The organism is Streptomyces poriticola (assembly GCF_036689765.1).
Classification (GTDB): Bacteria; Actinomycetota; Actinomycetes; order Streptomycetales; family Streptomycetaceae; genus Streptomyces; species Streptomyces poriticola.
This window is the reverse complement of record NZ_JBAGKH010000003.1, coordinates 274,978-298,334: the sequence shown is the minus strand read 5'-3', so window position 1 is coordinate 298,334 and position 23,357 is coordinate 274,978. Positions and strand designations below refer to the sequence as shown.

Here is a 23,357-nt window from a genome sequence, read left to right as displayed (position 1 = left end):
CATCCAGCTCCCCGTCCAGTCGCAGTCCACCCTCTACGCCGAGCCCTGGGAGGCCGGGGCCGGGCCCGACGAGCTGGTGGCGACCGCCCGCGCCGCCGACCGGGCCGGTTTCGCCTACGTCGCCTGCTGCGACCACGTCGCGATCCCGCGCCGGCTCGCCGCCGCCATGGGCACCGTCTGGTACGACCCGGTCGCCACCCTCGCCCATCTCGCGGCCGTCACCGAGCGCGTCCGGCTGCTCAGTCACGTCGCCGTCGTGGGGCTGCGGCATCCGCTGCTGACCGCCAAGCAGTACGCCACCCTCGACCGGCTCAGCGGCGGGCGGCTGGTCCTGGGCGTCGGCGCCGGGCACGTACGGGAGGAGTTCGAGGCGCTCGGGGCCGACTTCCGGCGGCGCGGCGCCCTGCTCGACGAGTGCCTGGACGCCCTGGGGGCCGCGCTCGGCGGCGACGAGTTCCCGGAGCACCACGGCAAGCGGTACGGCTTCCGGGACCTGGGCCAGCGGCCCCGCCCCGCCCAGCAGCGGGTGCCGCTCTGGGTCGGCGGCTCGTCCCCCGCCGCCGTGCGCCGCGCCGCGCTCAAGGGCGACGGCTGGCTGCCCCAGGGAGACCCGCGCGACCGGCTGCCCGCCCAGATCGCCACCCTGCGGGACCTGCGCGCCGAGGCCGGCCGCGACGGGCCGTTCACCGTCGGCGCCATCACCGAGCCGCTGTACCTCGGCCGGCCCGCCTGGGACGTCGGCCGCCGCACCCTCAGCGGTGACCCGCAGCGCATCGCCGAGTCGCTGCGCGCCTACCGGGCGATGGGCGTCGACCAGATCCAGGTCCGCTTCCGCAGTCGCGACGCCGGCGAACTCACCGACCAGATCGCCGCCTTCGGCGCGGAGATCGCCCCCATTCTCTGAGGCCCGAGGAGGTCCCATGGGCAAGCTGGACGGACGCGTCGTCATGGTCACCGGCGCCGCGCGCGGGCAGGGGGAGCAGGAGGCCCGCCTGTTCGCCGCGGAGGGCGCCGACGTCGTCCTCACCGACGTCCTCGACGACCGGGGCGAGGCCCTGGCCAAGGAGCTCGGGGCCCGGGTGCGCTACCTCCACCTCGACGTGCGCCGCGAGGCGGAGTGGCAGCACGTCGTCGAGGAGGCGCGGGAGACGTACGGGCGGCTCGACGGGCTGGTCAACAACGCCGGGATCCTGCGCTTCCACCATCTCGTCGACACGCCCCTCGCCGAGTTCATGGAGGTCGTCGAGGTCAACCAGGTCGGCTGCTTCCTCGGCCTGAAGACGGTGGCGCCGGCCCTGGCGGACGGCGGCACGATCGTCAACACCGCCTCCTGCACCGCGCTGACCGGGATGGCCGCCGTGGGCGCCTACGCCGCCGCCAAGCACGCCATCCTCGGGCTCACCCGGGTCGCCGCCCTGGAGCTGGCGCCCCGGAGGATCCGGGTCAACGCCGTCTGCCCCGGCGCCGTGGACACCGCCATGGCGGATCCGGGCGGGGCGGCGGCGCCGGAGGAACTGGAGCGGCTCTACCGCAGGCTGGTGCCGCTGGGGCGGATGGGCAGGGCCGAGGAGGTCGCGCGGCTCGCCCTCTTCCTGACCTCGGACGACTCCTCGTACATCACCGGGCAGCCGTTCGTGATCGACGGTGGATGGCTGGCCGGGGTGTCCGTCGGCTGAGCGGCCGTCGCGGCGCTTCCGGTGGGAACGCCCTGCCCTGAAGCGGCTCTTGACGGTCCGGGCCGCCGGTGCCACAGTCGGCCGACGAGTGAATCTGACGAAGCGTCAGAAAGCCGGGAAGACAGGGACGGTGACTCCGTGGAATTCGGCCTCTTCGTACAGGGATACGTCGGCAGGCGCGCCGGGACCGACCCGCTCGCCGAGCACAGGGCGCTGATGGAGGAGACCGAGTACGTCATCCAGGCGGACCGCTCCGGCTTCAAGTACGCCTGGGCGTCCGAGCACCACTTCCTGGAGGAGTACTCGCACCTCTCCGCCAGCGACGTGTTCCTCGGCTACCTCGCACACGCCACGGACCGCATCCATCTCGGCTCCGGCATCTTCAACCCGCTCGCCCAGGTCAACCACCCGGTGAAGGTGGCCGAGAAGGTCGCGATGCTGGACCACCTCTCCGAGGGCCGCTTCGAGTTCGGCAGCGGTCGCGGGGCGGGCTCCCACGAGATCCTCGGGTTCCTCCCGGGCGTCACCGACATGAACCACACCAAGGAGATCTGGGAGGAGACCGTCGCGGAGTTCCCGAAGATGTGGCTGCAGGACGAGTACCGGGGCTTCCAGGGCAAGCACTGGTCGCTGCCGCCCAGGAAGGTGCTGCCGAAGCCGTACGGGAGCTCGCACCCCGCGATGTGGTACGCCGCCGGGTCACCGCCCTCGTACGCCATGGCCGCCCGCAAGGGGCTGGGCGTGCTGGGCTTCAGCGTGCAGAAGGTGTCCGACATGGAGTGGGTGCTCGAGCAGTACAAGACCGCCGTCGTGGACGCCGAGCCGGTCGGGGACTTCGTCAACGACAACGTCATGGTCACCACCACCGCGGTGTGCGCACCCACGCACGCGGAGGCGGTGCGGATCGCCGCGAACGGCGGTCTCCACTACCTGTCGTCGCTGGTCTTCCGGTACCACGACACCTTCCCGCGGCCCGAGGGCTTCCCGGTCTGGCCCGAGACGCTCCCCGAGTACACCGAGGAGTTCATCGAGATGATGATCGAGGAGGAGCTGCTGATCTGCGGCGACCCGGACGAGGTGCTGCGCCAGTGCAAGCGGTGGGAGCAGGCCGGCGCCGACCAGCTGAGCTTCGGACTGCCGGTCGGGATGTCGAGGGAGGAGACGCTGCAGACCATCCGGCTGGTCGGGGAGCACGTCATCCCGAAGATCGACACGGATCCCGTCCACCGGACCACCCGGTTCCGCCAGGCCGCCTGAGGGGGTGCCGCCATGCTCGATCACCTCATCCGGGGCGCGACCGTCGTCGACGGCACCGGCGCGCCCGCAACCACCGCCGACGTGGGACTGCGCGACGGCCGCATAGCGAGCGTCGGCCGCGTCACCGAGCCCGCCCGCACCACCGAGGACGCCCATGGCCTCGTCCTCACCCCCGGCTTCGTCGACCCGCACACCCACTACGACGCCCAGCTGTTCTGGGACCCGTACGCCACCCCCTCCCTGAACCACGGCGTGACCACCGTCGCCGCCGGGAACTGCGGCTTCACCCTCGCCCCGCTCAACCCCGACCGGCCCGGGGACGCCGACTACACACGGCGCATGATGGCCAAGGTCGAGGGCATGTCGCTGGTCGCCCTGGAGGAAGGGGCGCCCTGGACCTGGCACGGCTTCGGGGAGTACCTGGACGCCCTGGAGGGCCGGATCGCGGTCAACGCCGGTTTCATGGTGGGGCACTGCGCGCTGCGGCGGTACGTGATGGGGCCGGACGCGGTCGGCGGACAGCCCACCGAGGAGCAGCGCGCGCGGATCGTGCGGCTGCTGCACGACGCCATGGACGCCGGCGCCTGGGGCTTCTCCACCACCCAGTCCGGCACCCACTCCGACGGCGACGGACGGCCCGTCGCCTCCCGGCACGCCCGGCCCGCCGAGCTGCTGGCGCTGGCCCGCGCGGTCGGCGAGCACGAGGGCACCCAGATCGAGGCGATCGTGGCGGGCTGCCTGGACCGGTTCAGCGACGCCGAGATCGAGCTGCTCACCGAGCTGAGCGCCGCCGCCGGACGCCCGCTGAACTGGAACGTCCTCACCGTCGACGCCGCCGTGCCGGACCGCGTCCCCCGGCAGCTGCTGGCCGGCGAGCGGGCCCGCAAGGCGGGTGGCCGGGTCGTCGCCCTCACCATGCCGATCCTCACCCCGATGAACATGTCCCTGGGCACCTTCTGCGCCCTGAACCTCATCCCCGGCTGGGGCCAGACTCTCGGCCTGCCCGTGCCCGAGCGGATCGGCCGGCTGCGCGACCCGGCGGTCCGCGCGGAGCTGCTGCGCCGGGCGGACTCCCCGGAGGCCGGCGTCTTCCGGCGCCTGGCGGACTTCGGGCGGTACGTCGTCGGCGACACCTACAGCGCCGCCAACGCCGGGCTGAGCGGGCGGGTGGTGCGCGACATCGCCGCCGAGCGCGGCCGGGACCCGTTCGCGACGCTGGTGGAGATCTGCGCCGCCGACGAGCTGCGCACCGTCCTGTGGCCGATGCCGCCCGACAACGACCCGGCGTCCTGGGCGCTGCGCGCCGAGACCTGGCGGCACGAGGACGTGCTGCTCGGCGGCTCCGACGCGGGCGCCCACCTGGACCGCATGTGCGGAGCCCCGTACACCACCCGGTTCCTCGGGGACTGCCTGCGCGGCCGGCGGCTGGTGGGCCTCGAGCAGGCGGTGCGGATGCTCACCGACGACCCGGCGCGGCTCTTCGGGCTGCGCGGGCGCGGACGGATCCGGGAGGGCTGGCACGCCGACCTGGTGCTGTTCGACCCGGAGCGCATCGACGCCGGCACCGCCACCCTGGTGCACGACCTGCCGGGCGACAGCCCCCGGCTGCACTCCGAGGCGGTCGGGATACGGGCCGTGTGGGTCAACGGCGCCGCGGCCGTCCGGGACGACGCGGTGACCGGCGCGGTGCCGGGGCGGGTGCTGCGCTCGGGCCGCGACACCGAGACGGTCGGTACCCGGTGACCGCCGGACGGCCGGCGGCGGCCGGGCGCCCCGGGGTCTCCGGGCAGCCGCTGTTCATCGGCGGCGCCTGGGAGGAACCGGACGGCGGCCACTACGACGTGATCGACCCCGCGACCGAGGAGCCGGTGGGCCGGGCGCCCGAGGCCTCGCCGGACCAGGTGCACGCCGCCTGCGCGGCGGCCCGCGAGGCCCTGGGACCGTGGATGCGCACACCCCCCGAGGAGCGGGCGGCGGTGCTGGGCCGGGCCGCCCGGATCATCCGGGAGCAGCTGGCGGCCCACGCCGAACTGGCCCGCGCGGAGACGGGTGCGACCACGGCGACGGCACGGGCGATGCAGGTCGGGGTGGCGGCGGCCCGGTTCCGGCGGTACGCGCGCGTGGAGAGCCACGAGTGGGCGATCCCTCCCCAGGTCGACGAGGCCGGTCCGATGGGCCCGCCGGCGGTGCTGGGCGCGCTCGCCGGACGCCGGCCGGTCGGCGTGGTCGCCTGCATCACCTCGTACAACAACCCCTGGGCCAACGCGGCCGGAAAGGTCGCCCCGGCGCTGGCGATGGGCAACACGGTGGTGGTGAAACCGGCGCCGCAGGACCCGCTGTCGGTCTACCGGATGGCCGAGGCGCTGCAGGCGGCCGGGGTGCCGCCGGGCGTGGTGAACGTGGTCGGCGGGGCACGGGCCGGGGCGGGCGAGGCGGTCGTGGCCTCCCCCGACGTCGACATGGTCAGCTTCACCGGCTCCACCGCCGTCGGCAGGCGCATCGGCGAGGTGTGCGGGCGGGACCTGAAGCGGCAGCTGCTGGAGCTGGGCGGCAAGGGCGCGGCACTGGTCTTCGACGACGCCGACCTGGACGCGGCGGTGGCCGGGATCGCGACGACGTACTCCTTCTACAGCGGGCAGATCTGCACCGCCCCGACGCGGGTACTGGTGCAGCGCGGGGTGTACGAGCGGCTGGTCGGGCAATTGGCCGACCAGGCACGCCGGTTGCCGGTGGGCGACCCGGCCCGGCCCGGCACGGTGGTCGGGCCGGTGATCTCCGCGGCGCACCGGGACCGCGTCGAGGCGTATGTGGAGACCGGCCGCAAGGAGGGCGCCACGGTCGTCATCGGCGGCGAACGCCCGCCGCTGGACCGGGGTTTCTACGTCGCCCCGACCCTGCTGGCCGACTGCGCCAACGACATGCGGGTGGCCAGGGAGGAGATCTTCGGGCCGGTGGTGGTCGCCGTCCCCTTCGACGAAGAGGAGGAGGGGATCGCCCTCGCCAACGACACCGACTACGGCCTGATCGACTACGTCTGGTCGGCGGACGCGGCCCGCGCCTTCCGCGTGGCCCGCCGGCTGCGGGCGGGCGGGGTCGGGGTGAACACCGTCGGCCGCAACATGGAGGCGCCGTTCGGCGGGTTCAAGCGCAGCGGTGTCGGCCGGGACGTCGGCTCGTACGCCCTGCACGCCTACAGCGAGGTGCAGGCGATCGTCTGGCCGGGCGGCTGAACCACGGCTCCCGGGGCCCTGCCGGGGCCCCGGCAGTCCTCCGGGTCCCCCCGCACCGTCAGCAGCCCCGCCCCCATGGCCCGCACCGCCCGTACTGCCGTGCCGCCGAGCCGGGGCAGCAGCCGCAGCACCGGGTTGCCGACCCGGAACCCGGGCTCGGCCTCCCCCTGCGACCAAGGTCTCTGCACTTCGAGGGGAAGGCCGGCTGGTCGACCTCGTCGTGAGGCCTACGGCACCAGCACCAGCCGCCCCCGCACGCCCCCCTCGGCGAGACGTGCGTGCGCCTTCGCCGCATCCTCCAGGGCGTACCTCTCGGCGACCCGCAGGGTCAGCACGCCCTCCTCGACCAGCCGGACCAGCTCCGCCAGCCGTGCCCCGTCGGCCGCCACCTCCACGGCGTCCACCCGCACCCCGCGCTCCGCCGCCGGGGCAGCTCCCGGGATGACTCCGGCGTAGGCACCCCCGTCCCGTACCCAGCCCAGCGCCCGCGCACCGAGGACCGCCGTGTCCAGGACGGCGTCGAAGCTCGCGGCCCCGACCTCACCGCCGGTGAAGTGGGCGGCCCCGAGCGACCGTACGAACGCCGCGTCGTCCTCGCGGGCAAGGGCGGTCACGGTCACCCCGCGCCGGGCGGCGAGCTGGACGGCGTAACCACCCACCGCGCCCGCCGCGCCGGTGATGAGCAGGGAGCTCCCCCGCGTCGGCTCCAGCAGGTCCAGCGCCTGGGCCGCGGTCAGGGCGTTCAGGGGAAGGGTCGCCGCATGCACCGCGTCGGCCGTCCGCGGGGCACGCGCCACCGCCTCCGCGGGCACGACGACGTACTCGGCGTGCGTGCCGAGCGGCTTGATCATGCCGGCGTCGAGCGCGACCACCTCCTCACCTGCGCTCCACCCGGCCTCCGCGCCCGCCGCATCGACGGCCCCCGCGACATCCCAGCCCAGCCCCAGCGACGTACCCGCACCGCCGAAGACGCCGTCGCGCACCGCCGCGTCCACCGGGTTCAGCGAGGCCGCCGCGACCTTGATCCGCACCTCTCGCGCCCCCGGCTGCGGCACTTCCGCGTCCACGATCCGCACGGCCTCGGGTCCACCGAACGACGTCACCACTGCTGCACGCATGACGAGAACTCCCCTGCCTGTCGTTGTTCACCGCGGTGGCTCCGCGATCTCGACTGCAACCCTAGGGAGAGCTACTATCCACAGGTAAGTAGTTACCTGAGAGTGCGTATGTCCCCCTGAGGTGAGCCATGGCGACGATGACCGCGGCCCAGCGCCGCGAACAGGCCCGTGCCGAGTACGACGCGTTCCTGCGCGGCTGCCCCACCAACCAGCTGCTCGACCGCATCAGCGACAAGTGGGTCAGCCTGGTCGTCAGCGCCCTCGCATCCGGACCCATGCGCTACAGCGACCTCGGCCGGAAGATCGCCGGGGTCAGCCCCAAGATGCTGACCCAGACCCTGCGTTCACTGGAACGGGACGGAATCCTCGCCCGCACCGTCACCCCGTCCGTCCCGGTCCGCGTCGACTACGAACTCACCCCCCTCGGCCACAGCCTGAGTCTGCTGCTCACCGCGGTGAAGGACTGGGCGGAGGCCCACTTCGACGAGGTGCACAGGGCGCGCGAGCGGTACGACAGCGACAGCGCGGACGCGTGACCGGCGTCCGTTCAGTTCCGGGCCGGCGACGGTGACCACGGCCACGGCCCGGTCGACTGCGTCTGGCCGGGCTGCTGAGCCACGGCTCCCGGGGCCCTGCCGGGGCCCCGTCAGTCCTCCAGGTCCACCCGCACCGTCAGCAGCCCCGCCCCCATCGCCCGCACCGCCGTGCTGTTGAGCCGCGGCAGCAGCCGCAGCCGGGCCACCGGGTCGTCGTCCGGCAGCAGACGGGCCGTCCCCCGGTGCCAGCGGCCCCGGATCCGCACCCGGACCCGCGGGTCCGCCTTGATGTTGCGGATGTACTGCGACCGCTCGCCGAACTCCGACACCAGCCAGAAGGAGTCCCCGACCCGGCGCCCTCCCACGGGTGTGCGCCGGGGCAGTCCCGAGCTGCGGCCGGTGGTCTCCAGCAGGGTCTGGAACGGCAGCCGTCGCAGCACTGGGTTGCCGACCCGGCGCTGGAAGGCGGTGACGGCCCGGTACTTGGTCTCGGCGGTGGAGGCCGGTCTCGACATCACCTGTTAACACTCCCGACTCGTATGCACGTATCTTCCCCGGAAACCCTCACGGTAGGGCCGGACGAGGGCGAGCGGGCGGAACGAGGGGCGGGCGGTGGTGCGGACGTGCGGGTGGTGACCTGGAACCTCTGGTGGCGGTTCGGTCCCTGGCAGGAGCGGCGCAAGGCGATCCTCGCCGTGCTGCGCGACCTGGAGCCCGACGTCGTGGGCCTGCAGGAGGTGTGGGACGCGGACGGCGAGAACCTCGCCGAGTGGCTGGCCGGCGAACTGGACCTGCACTGCGCCTGGGGCCCCTCGCCCGCCCCCGAGCGCTGGCAGCGCCGGATCGGCGACGACACCGTCGGCGTCGGCAACGCCGTGCTCAGCCGCTGGCCGGTCCTGGAGCAGGCCGTGCTGCGGCTGCCCGCCCCCGCCGAGCTGGACGACGGGCGGCTCGCCCTCTACGCCCGGCTGGACGCCCCCGGCCACCGGGTGCCGTTCTTCACCACCCATCTGACCTCGCCGTCGCACGCCTCCGCGGTGCGCCGCGAGCAGGTCGCCGCGCTCGCCGGGTTCGTCGCCGCCCGCCGGCTCGGCACCGACTTCCCGGCCGTCGTCACCGGCGACTTCAACGCCTGGCCCGACTCCGACGAGATCCGCCTGCTCGGTGGCTACCGCACCGCGCCCGCCGTCCCCGGCCTGGTGCTGCTCGACGCCTGGGAGTACGCCGACCCGACGGCCCCGGCCGCCACCTGGGACCCGGCCAACCCGTACGTCGCCCCGCGCGGCGACCCGGCCGTCCGGATCGACTACATCCACGTCGGCCCGCCCGGCCCCGCCGCCCTGGGCAGCGTCCGCGCGGTACGGCGGGCGGGCGTGGGTCCGGTCGACGGGGTGTGGCCCTCGGACCACGCGGCGGTGGTCGCCGACCTGGCCGGGGAGTGAGCCGGGCCGGCGCCGTCACCCGGCCCCGGAGTCCGGCCGGGCGCGCCGCACGGGTTCAGCGCCACGCTCCCGACACACGCCGGGCGACGACGGCACTGAAGGTGCGCACCCCCCGGGTGGATCCAGGGGCGATACCCGTGAGCTCACGGACCCGTCGCAGGCGGTAGTCCAGGGTGCGGGCGTGGACGTTGAGCGCGCTCGCCGTGGCACCGCGGTGCATGTCGTGGCGGTAGTACGCGTCGAGGGTTACGAGGAGGTCGGGGCCGCTCTCCAGGCGAAGTGCCAGCGTGCGGAGCCAGTCGTCGACGAACGGCACGTCCGCGACGGACAGTTCGACGAACAGGTCCGCCAGCGTGTGCGGACGCAGCCTGGCCGAATCCCGGTGGACCGGGGCCGCCCGGCTGATCCGGCGGGCGCGGTCCAGAGCGTCGGGCAGCTCCGGCCGGGATGCGGCGGCCGTGCCGACGGCGCAGGGACGGCCGAGGGCGCGGGCGAAGTCCCGTACGACATCCGGCAGATGGTCGGGAGCCAGGTCGGCCGGGAGGCCGGAGATCTGCGGCGGCGCAGCCTCCACCGCTGCGGCTCCGGGGAACAAGGGGATCAGAGCGATCAGCTCACCGCTCTCGCCGCCGTCCTCCGGTCCCCACATGACGGGCACCCGGTGGCTCTTCACCAGCCTCCCGATCTCGTTCTCCAGAAAACTGTCGACAGTGGGCCGGTCCGGAAGCCGGAACACCGTCACCGCGCAGCGGTCCGGCAGTTCCATGCCGACGGCCGCGGCGAGTTCCGCCGAAAACGGGTCTCCGCTCAGCAGCGACCGGGTCAGCAGGGCTACCTGCTCGGTATACGGAATTCGGCGGCGCAGTGCGCGCACGAATCCCTGACGGTAGGCGTCGACGCCGCGTTCGCCCTGCGGCGTGAACCAGGTCATCATGCGCATGAGATCGTCGATACCTCTTCCGCGTTCGGCCTCGGTCGCCTCGTTGATCTCACGCAGCATGAGTGCGGTGTGTTCCCTGTCCGGGAACCCGAACCCGGGGATCTCACGTGTGTACGTCCCGACCTCGCGGCGGGCGTTGGCCGTCGCCTGCCGGGCCGGCTCGACGAAGAGGCTGCCCACGGGTGCGAGCATGTCATTCATGGTGAACGCTCGACAGGCGAGATCCGGACGCCGTTCATCACTGCGCACAAAACGGAGGCGCTGTGTCGGACGAGTCTTTTGTCACCTTGCGCAAAATCCTCGGATCCGGGCGTGCTCGGCAATCCCTGTGCTTGTGCGGGGGGCGTGGAGCGGCCTTAATGGGAACCGCAGCAAGCCCATGGGAGGGACGCCCCCGGAACCACTCCGGCGCGACCGCGGCATGACCGCGGTGATCGGCGCGGACAGGACCGGGGGGAATTCCAGGCCAGGCGCCTCGATGGCGCTCGCCCGATTAACGGGAGGGGAAATCCGATGAAAGCAGGCGCGAGAAAGAGAATCACGGTGTCGGCCGCGGTCCTGATCACATCGGCGGTGCTCATGCTCGGGATGCCGGGCAGCGGTTCGGCCGCCCCCGACCCCGCCCCGCAGAGCCTGCGCGCGTTCGGGATCAGTGGCGACGGCACCCTGATGGCCACGTTCACGACCGACCGGCCGCAGGTTCTCGACTGGGTCAGGGTCGTCACCGGCCTCAGCGGCGACACGGGCCTGATCGGGATCGACTTCCGCGTGCAGGACGGCCTGATGTACGGCGTCGGCAACAAGGGCGGCATCTACACGATCAAGACCCCGCCGGCCACCACGGACGTCGTGGTCGCCAAGGTGTCCCAGCTCCAGTACGCCCTGTTCGGCGCGAACTTCGGCGTCGACTTCAACCCGGCCGCCGACCGCCTGCGCGTGATCAGCGACAAGGGGCAGAACCTGCGGCACAACCTCAACGACCACAGCACCGTCCAGGACCTGAACCTCAACACCCCGCCGGCCGAGGGCACCACCAAGGGTGTCCCGGCCGCCGCCTACACGAACAACGACCTCGACGCGGCGACCGCGACCACGCTGGTCGACATCAACACGACCAGTGACCAGGTCGTCCTCCAGTCCCCGGCGAACAACGGCACGCTCGCCGCGACCGGCAACCTCGGAATCGACGCGGGGAGCAACGCCGGCCTGGACATCCACAGCACGCTGTCCGGCGGGAAGACGGTCCGCAACACCGCCTTCGCCTCCCTCGCCCCGCACGGCGCCGGCACCCCCTCGCTGTACGGCATCGACGTCCTCACCGGCCAGGCCACGTCCATCGGCCAGTTCCCGCTGAACATCACGGACCTGGCCGTCTCCCTCACCGGGGCCTGAGCTTCGGGCGCAGGCGGGCAGAGCACGACCGAGCAGGGATCCTGACGGACGTGACCTCCCGCGGTCGCCCTCGGCGCCGACCCGCACGTCCACGGAAGTCTCCGGTCCGAAAGCAGGTGTGAGGGTCCGCCGCAGACTGACGGACCCTCACGCAGGACCGGGATCAGGTGTCGGGGGCTCGATCCTCTCGAAGATGGAGCACGCCCGTCATCGTGTCGGCCGACGGCCGCTCCCCCTCGGTCCGGTCAGACGTCCTCTCCGGGAGACATGCCCAGGTAGTCACAGGCTTCCCCGGTGTTGCCCGGATCGGAGGCGAGATACGCGGTGTGCTCCTCGTCCTTCCGCTTCTCCTGCGCCGCCTTCCTGGCGGCTGCTTCTGCCGGGGTCTCCGGACGGTGCCGCCCGAAGTCTCCCATCCCTCCACGAGGGTACCACTCGCCCCATTTCGACATGTTGAACTCTCCTTCCGCATAAAGGAAGTGGGAATTTCCGCTCCACGGTATCAAGATCCCTTTTGCTCGCTGATGCTGGAGAATGTTCCCTGCATCTGAAGTGTTCGGGCGTGAGTCGATTTGCAGTCGAGGGAAAGCTTCCGTCGCGACGCAAAGGGTTTCTGCAGGTGGAGGGAGTCACGCCCGAGGAACTTCCCGGCTCCCGCTCGGCTCCCGGAGTCACCGGGGAGACGCTGGGCGCAGTCCGCGAGGACGCCGGGATGGCAGCCCCGGGCGGGCCGTCGCTACCGCCGCCCCAGGAATACCGGGTTGGTGAACGCCGCGAGCGGGCCCGGCAGGGGACCGGCCGCCGCCTCGTGCCGCACCTCCGCGCGGACGTAGGCCGCGTAGGAGGCGGTGGTCCGCCACTCCACGACGTCCGCGCCGGACGCCGGCAGTGGCTCGCTGGTGAACAGCACCCCTTGGTCGGTGACGAAGCGGACCCCGCAGCGCGGCGCGCCGGTCACCTCCAGGCGGACGGTGACCGGATCGTCGCCGCCCACCCGCAGCCGCTCCCCGATCCCGGCGTGCTCGCCCCGCCCGCCGGAGGCGGTGAACGCCAGTGACAGCTCGGCGGACTCGGCGACGTAGGACCATCCGGCGCGGAGGCCGGCCAGGATCGCCTCCCGGGTGAGGTCGTCGGCGAGGACGACGGTCTGCGGGCCGCCGACGACGTCCGGGTCGCGGTGGGCGTCGCTGCTGCCCATCGCCGGGATCCAGCCGCCGGGACGGCCGTCCCGGCCGTCAGGGCCGTCGTGAAGCCCCGGTCCGCCCCGTACGGACGCCACGAGCATGCTGTCCCAGTCGGCCAGCGCCATCTCGTCGTCGGGGGTGTACGGACCGTTCCACACCTCCACCGCGTCCGCCTCGCCGAAGCCGAACTTCCAGTTGCAGCCGATGCAGGTGGCGTGCGGATGGGCGGGCACGACCAGACCTCCGGCCCGGCGGATCTGCCGGGCGAACCGGCCGAAACGGTTCTCGCGCGCCCGGTAGCGCCAGTCGACGAAGGTGCCAGGGTCCGTGCCGAGCGCGACGACGTGACCGTTGCGGGTGGTGACCTCCTCGCCCAGCAGCACCAGCAGGTCGTCCCCGGCGACGTCCGCCCAGTGGGCGTGCGCGGCGTGCGTGTTGTGCTCGGCGGAGTTGATGAAGTCCAGCCCGGCGGCGCGGGCCAGCGCGCCGATCTCGGCCGGGGTGCGGCGGCCGTCGGAGTACCAGGAGTGCAGATGGCAGTCGCCCCGGTACCAGGCCCGGCCGCGCCCCCTGGCCCGCTCCGGCGGATACACCGGCCGTACGGCCCCGCCCGGCTCGCCGTAGGTGAGCGTGACGGTGATCTCGTACGGCAGCCCCTGCGGGGCGACGGTGTACGGACCGAGCGCGACGTACCAGGTGCCGGGGCGCACCGGCCCCGGGACGTACCCCGGCGTCGCGTCGTCCGCCCGGACGAAGAACTCGGAGCGGGCCCCGCCCGACCACCCCCGGAACCCCCGGCCGCCCAGCTCGGTGCCGCGCTCGTCGAAGAGGCCGACGTCGAGGGCGTTGCCCTGCGTCCCGGCCGGCACGGACGGCCGGTCGTAGCGGTAGGCGACCCGGATCTCCCGCACCCCGCGGGGCACCTCGACGGGCACGTACACGAAGTCCGGCGCCCCCGGCGGCAGGGTGCCGCGCAGGGTCTGCGTCTCCCTCTCCCGGCCCTCGGCCGCCGCGAAGCTCACGCCTCCCAACGTAAGCGCGGCGGCGGCCCCCGTCACGAACAGGGCGCGTCTGCCGACACCGGATGCGTCCGCGTCCGCGACGTGGTGGTCCTCGCACATGCTGCTGCTCCCCGGGGGTCGTGGTGAGTGGCACGGCTGTGAGTGGCACGGCTGTGACTCGCGCGGGTGGTGCCGCGTGATGCCGCTTGGCCCGGCATGGCACAGGGCGGTGCGGGTGGTGCCTGCAACCCTGGTACCGCACCGTAAACTCCCGGAAACGGCAACGGGGTTGGGCAGGCATCCGTTCGGCGTCCGACCAGCGCCGGACCGCAGGGCACGGCTCACTCTCCGGCAAAACATGGGGGAATCATGCGCTTTGCCTGGTTCATGTGGATCACCAGCCATCTGGGCGAGTACGGCTTCAGTCGGGGTCCGCTGCACGGGGCCGTCGGCACGCTCGCCGTGCTGCTCACCGCCCTGCTGCTGGGGTGTGCCCTGCGCCGCCACAGACCGGCGGATCTGGCCGTCGCCGGGCTGGTCTGCGCCGTGGGGATCGGCTGGCCGGCCCTCCATTGAGGCGTGGCCGCGGCTTCCCCGGTGACGGCCGGAGCCGGGCGGCGGAGCGGTTCCGGAACGGGTCTGATCAGCCCGCTCGTATGCTCGAGGGATGACGACTTCCGCGACCTCCGGAACCGGCTCCACCGGACCCACCGGACCCACCGGCCGTCCCACCGAGAACTCGCTGCGTCGCGCCCTCAGACGCGCCCGGGACGGCGTCGCCCTGGACGTCGCCGAGGCGGCGGTGCTGCTCCAGGCCCGCGGCGAGCACCTCGACGATCTCACCGCCTCCGCCGCCCGGGTGCGCGACGCGGGTCTGGAGGCGGCGGGCCGCCCCGGGGTCATCACGTACTCGAAGAGCGTCTTCGTCCCGCTGACCCGGCTGTGCCGGGACAAGTGCCACTACTGCACCTTCGTCACCGTGCCCGGCAAGCTGCGCCGGGCCGGGCACGGGATGTTCATGTCCCCGGACGAGGTCCTGGACATCGCCCGCCGCGGTGCCGCCCTCGGCTGCAAGGAAGCCCTCATCACCCTCGGCGACAAGCCCGAGGACCGCTGGCCGGAAGCACGCGAGTGGCTCGACGCGCACGGTTACGACGACACGATCGCCTATGTCCGCGCCGTCTCGATCCGCATCCTGGAGGAGACGGGCCTGCTGCCCCACCTCAACCCGGGCGTCATGAGCTGGACGGACTTCCAGCGGCTGAAGCCGGTCGCGCCCTCCATGGGCATGATGCTGGAGACGACCGCGACCCGCCTGTGGTCCGAGCCCGGCGGCCCGCACCACGGCTCCCCGGACAAGGAGCCCGCCGTCCGGCTGCGCGTCCTGGAGGACGCCGGGCGCTCCTCCGTCCCCTTCACCTCCGGCCTGCTCATCGGCATCGGCGAGACCTACGAGGAGCGCGCCGAGTCCCTGTTCGCGCTGCGCCGCGTCGCCCGCTCCTACCACGGCATCCAGGAACTGATCATCCAGAACTTCCGCGCCAAGCCGGACACGGCGATGCGCGGCATGCCCGACGCGGACCTGGACGACCTGGTCGCCACCGTCGCCGTCGCCCGGCACATCATGGGCCCCTCCGGCTGCCTGCAGGCCCCTCCGAACCTGGTCGACGCCGAGTACGAGCGGCTCATCGGCGCAGGCATCGACGACTGGGGCGGCGTCTCCCCGCTCACCATCGACCACGTCAACCCCGAGCGCCCCTGGCCGCAGATCGAGGAACTGGCGCAGAAGTCCGCGGCCTCAGGTTTCGAGCTGCGCGAACGCCTCTGCGTCTACCCGGAGTTCGTACAGCGCGGCGAACCGTGGCTGGACCCCCGGCTGCGCCCGCACGTGACCGCGCTGGCCGACCCGGACACCGGCCTGGCCCGCGAGGACGCGACGGTCGAGGGCCACCCCTGGCAGGAACCGGATGAGGCGTTCTCCGCCACCGGCCGCACCGACCTGCACCGCACCATCGACACCGACGGCCGCACCGGCGACCGCCGCGACGACTTCGACGAGGTGTACGGCGACTGGGACGCCCTGCGCGAGGCCGCCGCCCCCGGCATGGCACCCGAGCGCATCGACACCGACGTGCGGGCGGCACTGGCGACCGCCGCCGACGACCCCACGCGGCTCACCGACGACGAGGCCCTCGCCCTCCTGCACGCCGACGGTCCGGCCCTGGACGCCCTGTGCCGGGTGGCGGACGACGTCCGCAGGTCGGCGGTCGGCGACGAGGTGACGTACATCGTCACCCGGAACATCAACTTCACCAACGTCTGCTACACCGGATGCCGCTTCTGCGCCTTCGCCCAGCGCCGCACCGACGCCGACGCGTACACGCTCTCCCTCGACCAGGTCGCCGACCGTGCCCAGCAGGCCTGGGACGTCGGCGCGGTGGAGGTGTGCATGCAGGGCGGCATCCACCCGGACCTGCCCGGCACCGCCTACTTCGACATCGCCCGCGCGGTCAAGGCCCGCGTCCCCGGCATGCACGTGCACGCCTTCTCGCCGATGGAGGTGGTCAACGGCGCCACCCGCACCGGCATGTCCGTCCGCGAGTGGCTGACCGCGGCCAAGGAGGCCGGCCTGGACTCGATCCCGGGCACGGCGGCGGAGATCCTCGACGACGAGGTCCGCTGGATCCTGACCAAGGGCAAGCTGCCCGCGGCCACCTGGATCGAGGTGATCACGACCGCTCACGAGCTCGGCATCCGCTCCTCGTCCACGATGATGTACGGCCATGTGGACCAGCCCCGTCACTGGCTGGGCCACCTCCGCACCCTCGCCGGCATCCAGCAGCGCACGGGCGGCTTCACCGAGTTCGTCACGCTCCCCTTCATCCACACCAACGCCCCCGTCTACCTGGCCGGAATCGCCCGCCCCGGCCCGTCGGTGCGCGACAACCGCGCGGTCACCGCGATGGCCCGCCTCCTCCTCCATCCGCACATCCCCAACATCCAGACGAGCTGGGTGAAACTGGGCACGGAGGGGGCGGCGGAAATGCTCCGCTCGGGTGCGAACGACCTGGGCGGCACCCTCATGGAGGAGACGATCTCCCGCATGGCGGGCTCCTCCTACGGTTCGTACAAATCGGTCCGCGACCTGGTCGCGGTGGCGGAAGCGGCCGGGCGCCCGGCCAGGCCGCGCACCACGCTCTACGGCGAGGTGCCGGAGGAACGGCAGCAGGCGGCCCGGGCCTCGGACGGTCATCTGCCGGAGCTGCTGCCGGTGCTGGACTGAGGTGAGGGGACCGAGGCGCGCCGCCCGCAGTACGATGATCGGGCCCCCGGTGTGTCGGGGTTCTCGTAGCTGAGGAGATGCGTGCCCGTGCCTGCCCGACTTCCCTCGTGGGCCTGGGTCTCCGGTCTGACCGTGGGAGCGATGGCGGCGGTGACCGTCCTGGCCGTACAGGCCGACCAGGGCCCGAAGCCGGCCCCCACCGCGGCGGCCCGCCCCAGCGCATCGCCCTCGGCGCAGCCCACGCCGACGCCGTCGGCCCCGGCCGCGGTCCCGGACGGCTCGGGCACCGGCCGCCGGATCGTCTACTCGCTCGGCCAGGAGAGGGTCTGGCTGGTGGACGCCAGCGACGCCACCCGCCGCAGCTTCGCCGTCTGGCCGGGCACCGTCGACCCGGACCCGGGCGCCTACACGGTGGGCACCCGGCGCGAGGCGACCACCGGCTCCGACGGCGTCCAGGTCGAGCACATCGTCTACTTCGCCCTCCAGGACGGAGTCTCGGTCGCCTTCTCCAACGCCGTCGACGGCTCTTCACCCCCGCCGGCCGCCGCGGACGCGAAGACCGGCGGGATTCGGGTCCAGAAGGCGGACGGCGAGGCGCTGTGGGCGTTCGGGACGCCGGGCACGACGGTCAGCGTCGTCAAGTAGCACTCCCGTCCTGCCGCAACGGGAGATGGTCGACGAGCAGCACGACACCGCTGAGCAGGAACACCCGTGTCGCCGAATCCAGCCCGTTCCAGTCCTCCGACTGCCACATCGCGAACCACTCCCCGCCGATCGCGACGAACCCGGCGCCGAACAGCAACATGACCATCACCAGCCCGTACGTCGACAGCCGACGGGCGCGCGCGTGGTGCCGCCGCGCCCACAGCCAGGTGGCGTACACCAACAGCAGTGCGGCGACGGTCTCCCACACGATGATCGCGACATAGGCGGTGTCCTGGACCCACCCGGTGGTGATCGCCCGCCACATCAGGTCCTCGTCCCGGAACGTGGTGTCCATGGCCAGCACATGCCGGACGAACTGCTGGTTGGTCCCGAAGTCGGTGATGTTCCCGAAGGCGACGAGGGCCATGTAGAGGGCGACGGTGCCGGTGAGGAGGGTGGCGGCGAGGGGAAGCGCGCGTGAGGTGGTGGGAGCCATGCACTGTCCCTTCCCTCCGCGGTCCCCGGTCAGCCCACTTCGAAACTCAGTTGTCCCGGGCTCGGTTGCGCGGCCTATGATCCCTGCAGGGTGGGGTCGTAGCACAGTGGCAGTGCACCTACACGACATGGGGGAGGACGCCGGTTCGATTCCGGCCGACCCCGCCCCTTCACTTCACCACAGAACCTGCGGATGCTCCCGCAGCTGGCGCGACGCGATCGTTCCGAGGAACGCGGCCCAGGAGGCGCTGGTGAAGGTGAGGTGCGGGCGGGCGGTGTCCTTGGAGTCCCGGACGCGGACGGCGGGGTCGGATATGGCGACCTCGATGCACTCAGGGCTCAAGGCAAGCGACTCCCGGGGCGAGAGGGCTTGCGTCCGGATCATTCCGTAGCGCATCTCCAGCACTTGGACTTCCTGGGGGACGCTGGACCGGGTCCCGCGGATCCCGGACCCGGTGGAACCCGGCGCGGAGAACGGCCGAGGGCTGCTCATCGTGGCGGCGTCCGCGGAGCGCTGGGGCGTGACGACGGGACCGGCGCCGGCGAAGACGGTCCTGGCCGAGATCTCACCGGGTCGTGGCCGGTCGTGATCCGGCGCGGCGCGACACCAGAGACCAAAGAACCGGGGAAAGAACCGGACCCGCCCCCACCGCCGCAGCAGATCCAGAGCCCCGCGCCGCTGCGTGCCTTCGTTCACACCCGGGCCGTGTTCGTCGCCATCGAGCGCCACCCGGTGCGGGCGGGGCGCCTGCGCGAGCTGGAGCGCATCGTGGACGACGGCGATCAGGATCCGTCCGCCGCGATCGCCGGGATCCTGGCGATCCGCGCGGCGGCGGAGGCCGAGGCAGGGCTGTGACCGACTGGTCCTGGGACTACAACCCGACGCGTGCGTACGTCACCTAAGGGCTGCCGCCGGCCGTGGTGGCAGAGGTGGAGCGGCTCGCCGCGGAACTGGCCGTCCTCGGCCATGACGCTGTGCGGGCCGGAAGGCCGTTCGACCGCGAAGACGGTTTGCGTGAGTCCGACATTCTCGGCGCGAGACTTCATCGACTTCCCTCCCGCCCCGACACGAGTGCGTATACGTCTGCAACATGACCCGGTACGGGTGAAACCGGTTTCTTCCCTCCAGTCCGCGCACAGCCCTCATACCGACTCGGCCGCTGAGCCGACCGTCCCCGTTCGATTACGCTGCTGACGTCGTACGGACGGACGGTGCGCCGGGAGGTCTGGGTGGGCGGTGTGGGCGGTGGGACAGCCGGTGCCGTCTGGGGGCGTGCCGAGCAGCAGGACTTCCGGAGCCGGGTGCGCGGGACGCTACTCGGAGTGGCCCTCGGGGACGCGCTCGGGGCGCCCGTCGGCGGGCTGGGCGACGAGCAGATCCGGGAGACGTACGGCGGCGAGGGCGTCGTCGAGCTCGCCGTCGCGCACGGGCGCCGCGGAGCCGTGACGCATCTCACACAGCTCACCCTCTTCTCCGTGGACGGCCTGATCCGCGCCCAGGTACGGCGGGACACCGGCGCCTGGCATCCGCCGACCGATCTGCACCGGGCGTACCGCCGCTGGCACGCCACCCAGCACGACTGGGGGCCGGACGAGCGCCGCAAGGAGGACGGCTGGCTGGCCCGCGAGGAGTGGCTGTACAGCAGGCGCGACCCGGCGCGGGCGCTGCTGCTCGGGCTCGGGGACGAGGCCATGGGCACCCCGGAGGTGCCGAAGAACCCCGGCGAGCGCGGGCCGGAGGCGGCAGCCCGGTCGGCGCCGTTCGGGCTGCTCGTCGGATGGGAACCGCAGCTCGTGGCCCAGCTCGCCGTGGAGTGCGCGGCGCAGACGCACGGGCATCCGACGGCGTCCCTCGCGGCGGGAGCGTACGCCGTGATCGTGCACGCGCTCGCCCGCGGCGAGGCGCTCGACGGCGCCGTGCAGCGGGCGCTCGGGCTGCTCGCCGCAAGGCCGGGACACCAGCCGGTGTCGGACGCGCTGCAGCACGCCCTCGGAGCCGTGCGGCAGGGGCTGCCCACTGCCGAGCGGGTGACCGAACTGGTCGGGGAAGGGGCCGCGGACGGAGCCGTGGCCGCCGCCGTGTACTGCGCCCTGGTCGGCGAGGACGTCCGGCACGGGCTGCGGCTGGCGGTGAACCACGCCGGTCCCTCCGCCGCGACCGGCGCCCTCGCGGGCGGACTGCTCGGCGCGCTGCACGGCGAGACGGCGCTCCCGCCCGCCTGGCTGGCCGAACTCGAGGGCCGTCCGACCGTCCTGGAACTCGCGGACGACTTCGCCATGGAGATGACCCAGGGTCCCGCCCTGCACGGCCCGGCGGGATCGTCCCCGGGCTGGCTGGCCCGGTATCCGAGGGCCTGAGGGCGGGGACGCGGTGCGCCGCTATGCTCGCCCCGTGGGCGAGATCGTGGTGGTGCGCGACCGCTCCGGGCCGGAGATCCTGCTGGTGCACGGCGGTGCCGGCCGGCCCGCGGACGACCTGGGGCGGCCTCGCTCCGCTGTCCGACCGGTGGACTCTGATGTACGTCCATCGCCGTGGCTTTCCGCCGAGTCCGCCCCCGCGGGAGCACCAGGACTTCGACGCGGACGCCATGGACCTGGCGTCGCTGCTCGCCGGACGCCCGCAGGTCGTCGCCCACTCCTACGGCGCCCTCGGGGCGTTGACCGCGACCGCCGCCGCACCGGGCGGCGTGGCCTCCCTCACCCTGATCGAGCCGCCGCTCAACTACCTCCTGCCCGACGATCCAGAGGTGGCGCGGCTGGAGCGCATCGGCGATGCGGCACTCGCCGAAAGGCGCGGGGAACCGCGCGACCAGCCACGATGGTGCCGCAGACGAGCGACGGCATGTCGCGGCACTTCCAGCGGAGCGCTCAGTGCTGGTCCTGCGGCCGGTCCACCCCCGCCGCCCGCAGCATCTCCCCGTACCTCCGCTGCCGGCGCCGGGCGATGAACAGGCCCAGCGCCCACAGCACGGCGAAGAACAGCCAGCCGCCGCCGCAGACCAGCAGTGCCGTGGCCGAGAATCCGGTCCGGGAGAGCGGGATGAGCAGGGCCAACGCGAGGACCACCAGGGCGATCAGGCCACGGCGGCGGTGGGAGCGGCTGTAGTCGACCATGATGCGCGCGTGCAGCAGGTCCACGTCGCGCTCTGCCTCCGGCAGCGGACGCAGCCGGTGCCCGCCGGGGCGCATGCCGGGCAGCGGGCCGCCGTCCAGGGCGTTCGGGTACTGCGCGGCCGTGCGGGCCGCCCGCTCCGCGGCGTCCGGCATGCGGCGGAACGCGAAGTACGGGTTGGGGCTGCCCTTCGGGGAGAGCGGGGACAGCCCCTCGTACCGGTAGCCGTACTGCTCGACGACGTACGCGAACGCGGCGAACCTCCGCCAGGACCGCTGCAGATGGCGGGCGTCGTGCCGCTCGGCGCCCCGCGCACCGTCCTGCAGCAGTGCCTTCAGCTGGGTCTGCAGCAACATCTCGCCTCCTGGCCGGTACGGTGTGACGCCGTCACGTCATGACCTTGTGTCGGTGTGATGACGGCGATGGCGCAACCGCTCGTCCCACGGATAGCTTCCTATCACTCGAGCCGCGTTCGAACAGCACGCGACCGGACGGCGTCCCCGGGCGGGAAGCGCACGGCAGCAGTGGACAGACCTAGGGGGATGTGCAGTGGGTTCGTCGAAGTACCCCAATCTCGGCTTCGATCCGGCTCCGGGAGACCTGGAGACCGTACGGCTGATGGTCTCCGCCATCGGCAAGGTCAACCGCGAGGGCGGTACGGCGCAGACGCAGCTGAGCAAGATCGGCACATCGGACGGGATCTGGGCCGGGCAGGCCGCCGATGCGTTCACCAAGTCCGTCGACAAGATCCCGCCGTACCTCAAGCGGGCCCTGGACTCCATCGACTCCGCGCACCGTGTACTGGCCGGCTGGGAGACCAGTCTCGACGGGTTCCAGTCCCGGGCCCGGAAACTGGAGCAGGAGGCCGCCGCGGCGGCCTCCCGGGTGCGTACCGCCCAGGGCGGTCTGGACGGGCTGCCGAGCGACACCTCCGGCATGTCCGACAAGGAGAAGGACGAGCACGAGAAGGACAGGAAGGGCAAGCAGCGGGCGTACGACTCGGCCAACGACGAGCTGGAGTCCGTCCGCAGCCGCGCCCGCACCCTGCAGGGCGAGTACACCACCGCGGCGGACGCCACGGCCCGGACCATCAGGGAGGCGGCCGACGACGCGCCGCCCGAGCCCGGCTGGTTCGACGATCTCGTGGACGGCTTCACGGAGTTCCTCTCCGACGCCTGGAACGTGCTGAGCGACCCGAACTTCTGGAAGCTCGTCGGTGACATCCTCGCCGACATCGCCATGGTGATCGGCGTGGTGTGCCTCGTCGCGCTGATGCTCGGCACCGGTGTGGGCGCGCTCGGGCTCATCGGTTTCATCGTCGGTGTCGGTGCGCTGGCCGCCCACAGCGCCGCGATGATCGGCGGGGCCGAGGGCGTGACCTGGGAGACCCTCGCCTGGGACGCGCTCGGCGTGGTCGCGGGCGGCGTGGGCCTGGCCGGAGCCAAGATCGCGCAGGCGGGCCGGATGCTGGTGCAGTCCGGGCGGTCCCTGCGCGCCACGCAGGGCTTCATGGCGACGCTCGGCCGGATCGGCCCCGGCGGCTGGGGCAACATCGCGAAGATACCCAGCGGGATGGCCAACTCGCTGCGCGGCTTCGCCATGTCCGGCCGCGGCTGGGTGCATGTCGCCACGGGCACGGCGATGGACATCACCGGCACGGTCACCGGCGCGGGCTTCGCCATGGGCTCCAACACCAACGACGGCCGCTGGCTGGACGGCGACTGGAACATCTCCGACATCCCCGTCGTCGGGCCGGGCGCCGGTTTCGCCGCCTACGACGCCCCGGACAACGAGCCCACCACCATGGCCCCCGGCCCGCTGGGCCCCGGCTTCGACACCGCCGGCACACTGACCTCTGCCGGGGAGAGCTTCACCCGGGGCCTGCAGCCCACGGACTTCGGAACCGCCGCATGACCCGCCGCATGACCCGCTGCCGTACCGGCGCCGTCCCAACGGCCCGCCGCCCTGCCTGGTCTGTCTCAACGGTCGGCTGCCTTGCATGGTCTGTCGCAGCGGCCCGTGGACCTGGCGGGGGTGTGCCGACGG

The 23,357-nt window shown here is 72.9% G+C and carries 23 protein-coding genes and 1 tRNA gene; 15 read left to right on the top strand and 9 right to left on the bottom strand.

Annotated features, from left to right (window positions below; translation table 11 throughout):
- The first annotated feature begins 1 nt into the window (after nt 1).
- From V5O46_RS06445 to V5O46_RS06425, 5 genes are all read left to right on the top strand, one after another.
- Nucleotides 2-904 carry an LLM class F420-dependent oxidoreductase gene (locus V5O46_RS06445; RefSeq protein ID WP_332883691.1) on the top strand — a complete coding sequence of 301 codons (903 nt, stop codon included), beginning with the start codon at nt 2-4 and terminating at the stop codon, nt 902-904.
- A gap of 16 nt (nt 905-920) precedes the next feature.
- Nucleotides 921-1,676, top strand: coding sequence for an SDR family NAD(P)-dependent oxidoreductase (locus V5O46_RS06440; protein WP_332883453.1), 756 nt, complete (start codon nt 921-923; stop codon nt 1,674-1,676).
- Between the two features lie 138 nt (nt 1,677-1,814).
- Entirely contained in the window at nt 1,815-2,933 is a 1,119-nt protein-coding gene (locus V5O46_RS06435; RefSeq protein ID WP_332883452.1) for an LLM class flavin-dependent oxidoreductase, read from the top strand.
- A gap of 12 nt (nt 2,934-2,945) precedes the next feature.
- Entirely contained in the window at nt 2,946-4,676 is a 1,731-nt protein-coding gene (locus V5O46_RS06430) for an N-acyl-D-amino-acid deacylase family protein (RefSeq protein WP_332883451.1), read from the top strand.
- Nucleotides 4,673-6,163 (top strand): aldehyde dehydrogenase family protein, encoded by a 1,491-nt coding sequence (locus tag V5O46_RS06425; protein WP_332883450.1) that lies wholly within the window; start codon nt 4,673-4,675, stop codon nt 6,161-6,163. Before V5O46_RS06430 ends, V5O46_RS06425 begins: the two co-directional genes overlap by 4 nt.
- On the opposite strand, the gene V5O46_RS06420 is transcribed toward V5O46_RS06425, so the two are convergent.
- Both V5O46_RS06420 and V5O46_RS06415 read right to left on the bottom strand, forming a co-directional pair.
- Entirely contained in the window at nt 6,124-6,351 is a 228-nt protein-coding gene (locus tag V5O46_RS06420; protein WP_332883449.1) for a hypothetical protein, read from the bottom strand. The two genes, V5O46_RS06425 and V5O46_RS06420, sit on opposite strands and share 40 nt — an antisense overlap.
- 39 nt (nt 6,352-6,390) lie before the next feature.
- Nucleotides 6,391-7,281 (bottom strand): NADP-dependent oxidoreductase, encoded by an 891-nt coding sequence (locus tag V5O46_RS06415; RefSeq protein WP_332883448.1) that lies wholly within the window; start codon nt 7,279-7,281, stop codon nt 6,391-6,393.
- Nucleotides 7,282-7,409: 128 nt separating this feature from the next.
- On the opposite strand from V5O46_RS06415, the gene V5O46_RS06410 reads away from it, so the two are divergent.
- Nucleotides 7,410-7,817 carry a winged helix-turn-helix transcriptional regulator gene (locus tag V5O46_RS06410; protein ID WP_332883447.1) on the top strand — a complete coding sequence of 136 codons (408 nt, stop codon included), beginning with the start codon at nt 7,410-7,412 and terminating at the stop codon, nt 7,815-7,817.
- A gap of 110 nt (nt 7,818-7,927) precedes the next feature.
- Here the strand turns inward: V5O46_RS06410 and V5O46_RS06405 are convergent, their stop codons facing one another.
- Nucleotides 7,928-8,332 (bottom strand): nitroreductase family deazaflavin-dependent oxidoreductase, encoded by a 405-nt coding sequence (locus tag V5O46_RS06405; RefSeq protein ID WP_332883690.1) that lies wholly within the window; start codon nt 8,330-8,332, stop codon nt 7,928-7,930.
- Between the two features lie 108 nt (nt 8,333-8,440).
- On the opposite strand from V5O46_RS06405, the gene V5O46_RS06400 reads away from it, so the two are divergent.
- Nucleotides 8,441-9,259 carry an endonuclease/exonuclease/phosphatase family protein gene (locus V5O46_RS06400; RefSeq protein WP_332883689.1) on the top strand — a complete coding sequence of 273 codons (819 nt, stop codon included), beginning with the start codon at nt 8,441-8,443 and terminating at the stop codon, nt 9,257-9,259.
- Between the two features lie 55 nt (nt 9,260-9,314).
- On the opposite strand, the gene V5O46_RS06395 is transcribed toward V5O46_RS06400, so the two are convergent.
- Complete coding sequence (locus tag V5O46_RS06395; protein ID WP_332883446.1) at nt 9,315-10,391, bottom strand: PucR family transcriptional regulator; 1,077 nt, start codon at nt 10,389-10,391, stop codon at nt 9,315-9,317.
- Between the two features lie 321 nt (nt 10,392-10,712).
- On the opposite strand from V5O46_RS06395, the gene V5O46_RS06390 reads away from it, so the two are divergent.
- Nucleotides 10,713-11,591: a DUF4394 domain-containing protein gene (locus V5O46_RS06390; protein ID WP_332883445.1), complete on the top strand. Its 879-nt coding sequence runs from the start codon at nt 10,713-10,715 to the stop codon at nt 11,589-11,591.
- 245 nt (nt 11,592-11,836) lie between these two features.
- On the opposite strand, the gene V5O46_RS06385 is transcribed toward V5O46_RS06390, so the two are convergent.
- Nucleotides 11,837-12,043, bottom strand: a complete 207-nt coding sequence (locus tag V5O46_RS06385; RefSeq protein WP_332883444.1) for a hypothetical protein — start codon at nt 12,041-12,043, stop codon at nt 11,837-11,839.
- 284 nt (nt 12,044-12,327) lie between these two features.
- Complete coding sequence (locus V5O46_RS06380; protein ID WP_332883443.1) at nt 12,328-13,896, bottom strand: CehA/McbA family metallohydrolase; 1,569 nt, start codon at nt 13,894-13,896, stop codon at nt 12,328-12,330.
- 249 nt (nt 13,897-14,145) lie between these two features.
- Between V5O46_RS06380 and V5O46_RS06375 the strand changes: the two genes are divergently transcribed.
- The 3 genes from V5O46_RS06375 (at nt 14,146) to V5O46_RS06365 (ending at nt 17,704) form a co-directional block, all read left to right on the top strand.
- Nucleotides 14,146-14,352, top strand: coding sequence for a hypothetical protein (locus V5O46_RS06375; RefSeq protein WP_332883442.1), 207 nt, complete (start codon nt 14,146-14,148; stop codon nt 14,350-14,352).
- A gap of 91 nt (nt 14,353-14,443) precedes the next feature.
- Nucleotides 14,444-17,059, top strand: a complete 2,616-nt coding sequence (locus V5O46_RS06370; RefSeq protein WP_332883441.1) for a bifunctional FO biosynthesis protein CofGH — start codon at nt 14,444-14,446, stop codon at nt 17,057-17,059.
- Between the two features lie 87 nt (nt 17,060-17,146).
- Entirely contained in the window at nt 17,147-17,704 is a 558-nt protein-coding gene (locus V5O46_RS06365; protein WP_332883440.1) for an RAD23 family protein, read from the top strand.
- Here V5O46_RS06365 and V5O46_RS06360 read toward each other — a convergent pair.
- Nucleotides 17,697-18,200 (bottom strand): DUF2165 domain-containing protein, encoded by a 504-nt coding sequence (locus tag V5O46_RS06360; protein ID WP_332883439.1) that lies wholly within the window; start codon nt 18,198-18,200, stop codon nt 17,697-17,699. The genes V5O46_RS06365 and V5O46_RS06360 overlap by 8 nt on opposite strands.
- A gap of 92 nt (nt 18,201-18,292) precedes the next feature.
- Between V5O46_RS06360 and V5O46_RS06355 the strand changes: the two genes are divergently transcribed.
- Nucleotides 18,293-18,364 (top strand) — tRNA-OTHER (locus tag V5O46_RS06355).
- Between the two features lie 10 nt (nt 18,365-18,374).
- Here the strand turns inward: V5O46_RS06355 and V5O46_RS06350 are convergent.
- Nucleotides 18,375-18,542: a DUF397 domain-containing protein gene (locus V5O46_RS06350; protein WP_332883438.1), complete on the bottom strand. Its 168-nt coding sequence runs from the start codon at nt 18,540-18,542 to the stop codon at nt 18,375-18,377.
- A 363-nt stretch (nt 18,543-18,905) separates the two neighbouring features.
- Between V5O46_RS06350 and V5O46_RS06345 the strand changes: the two genes are divergently transcribed.
- Both V5O46_RS06345 and V5O46_RS06340 read left to right on the top strand, forming a co-directional pair.
- Nucleotides 18,906-19,055, top strand: coding sequence for a hypothetical protein (locus tag V5O46_RS06345; RefSeq protein ID WP_332883437.1), 150 nt, complete (start codon nt 18,906-18,908; stop codon nt 19,053-19,055).
- Between the two features lie 356 nt (nt 19,056-19,411).
- Nucleotides 19,412-20,557: an ADP-ribosylglycohydrolase family protein gene (locus V5O46_RS06340; protein ID WP_332883436.1), complete on the top strand. Its 1,146-nt coding sequence runs from the start codon at nt 19,412-19,414 to the stop codon at nt 20,555-20,557.
- Nucleotides 20,558-21,067: 510 nt separating this feature from the next.
- Here the strand turns inward: V5O46_RS06340 and V5O46_RS06335 are convergent.
- Nucleotides 21,068-21,667 (bottom strand): hypothetical protein, encoded by a 600-nt coding sequence (locus tag V5O46_RS06335; RefSeq protein WP_332883435.1) that lies wholly within the window; start codon nt 21,665-21,667, stop codon nt 21,068-21,070.
- A 193-nt stretch (nt 21,668-21,860) separates the two neighbouring features.
- Here V5O46_RS06335 and V5O46_RS06330 point away from each other — a divergent pair, with 193 nt between their 5' ends.
- Nucleotides 21,861-23,225 carry a putative T7SS-secreted protein gene (locus V5O46_RS06330; RefSeq protein WP_332883434.1) on the top strand — a complete coding sequence of 455 codons (1,365 nt, stop codon included), beginning with the start codon at nt 21,861-21,863 and terminating at the stop codon, nt 23,223-23,225.
- Nucleotides 23,226-23,357 lie beyond the last annotated feature (132 nt).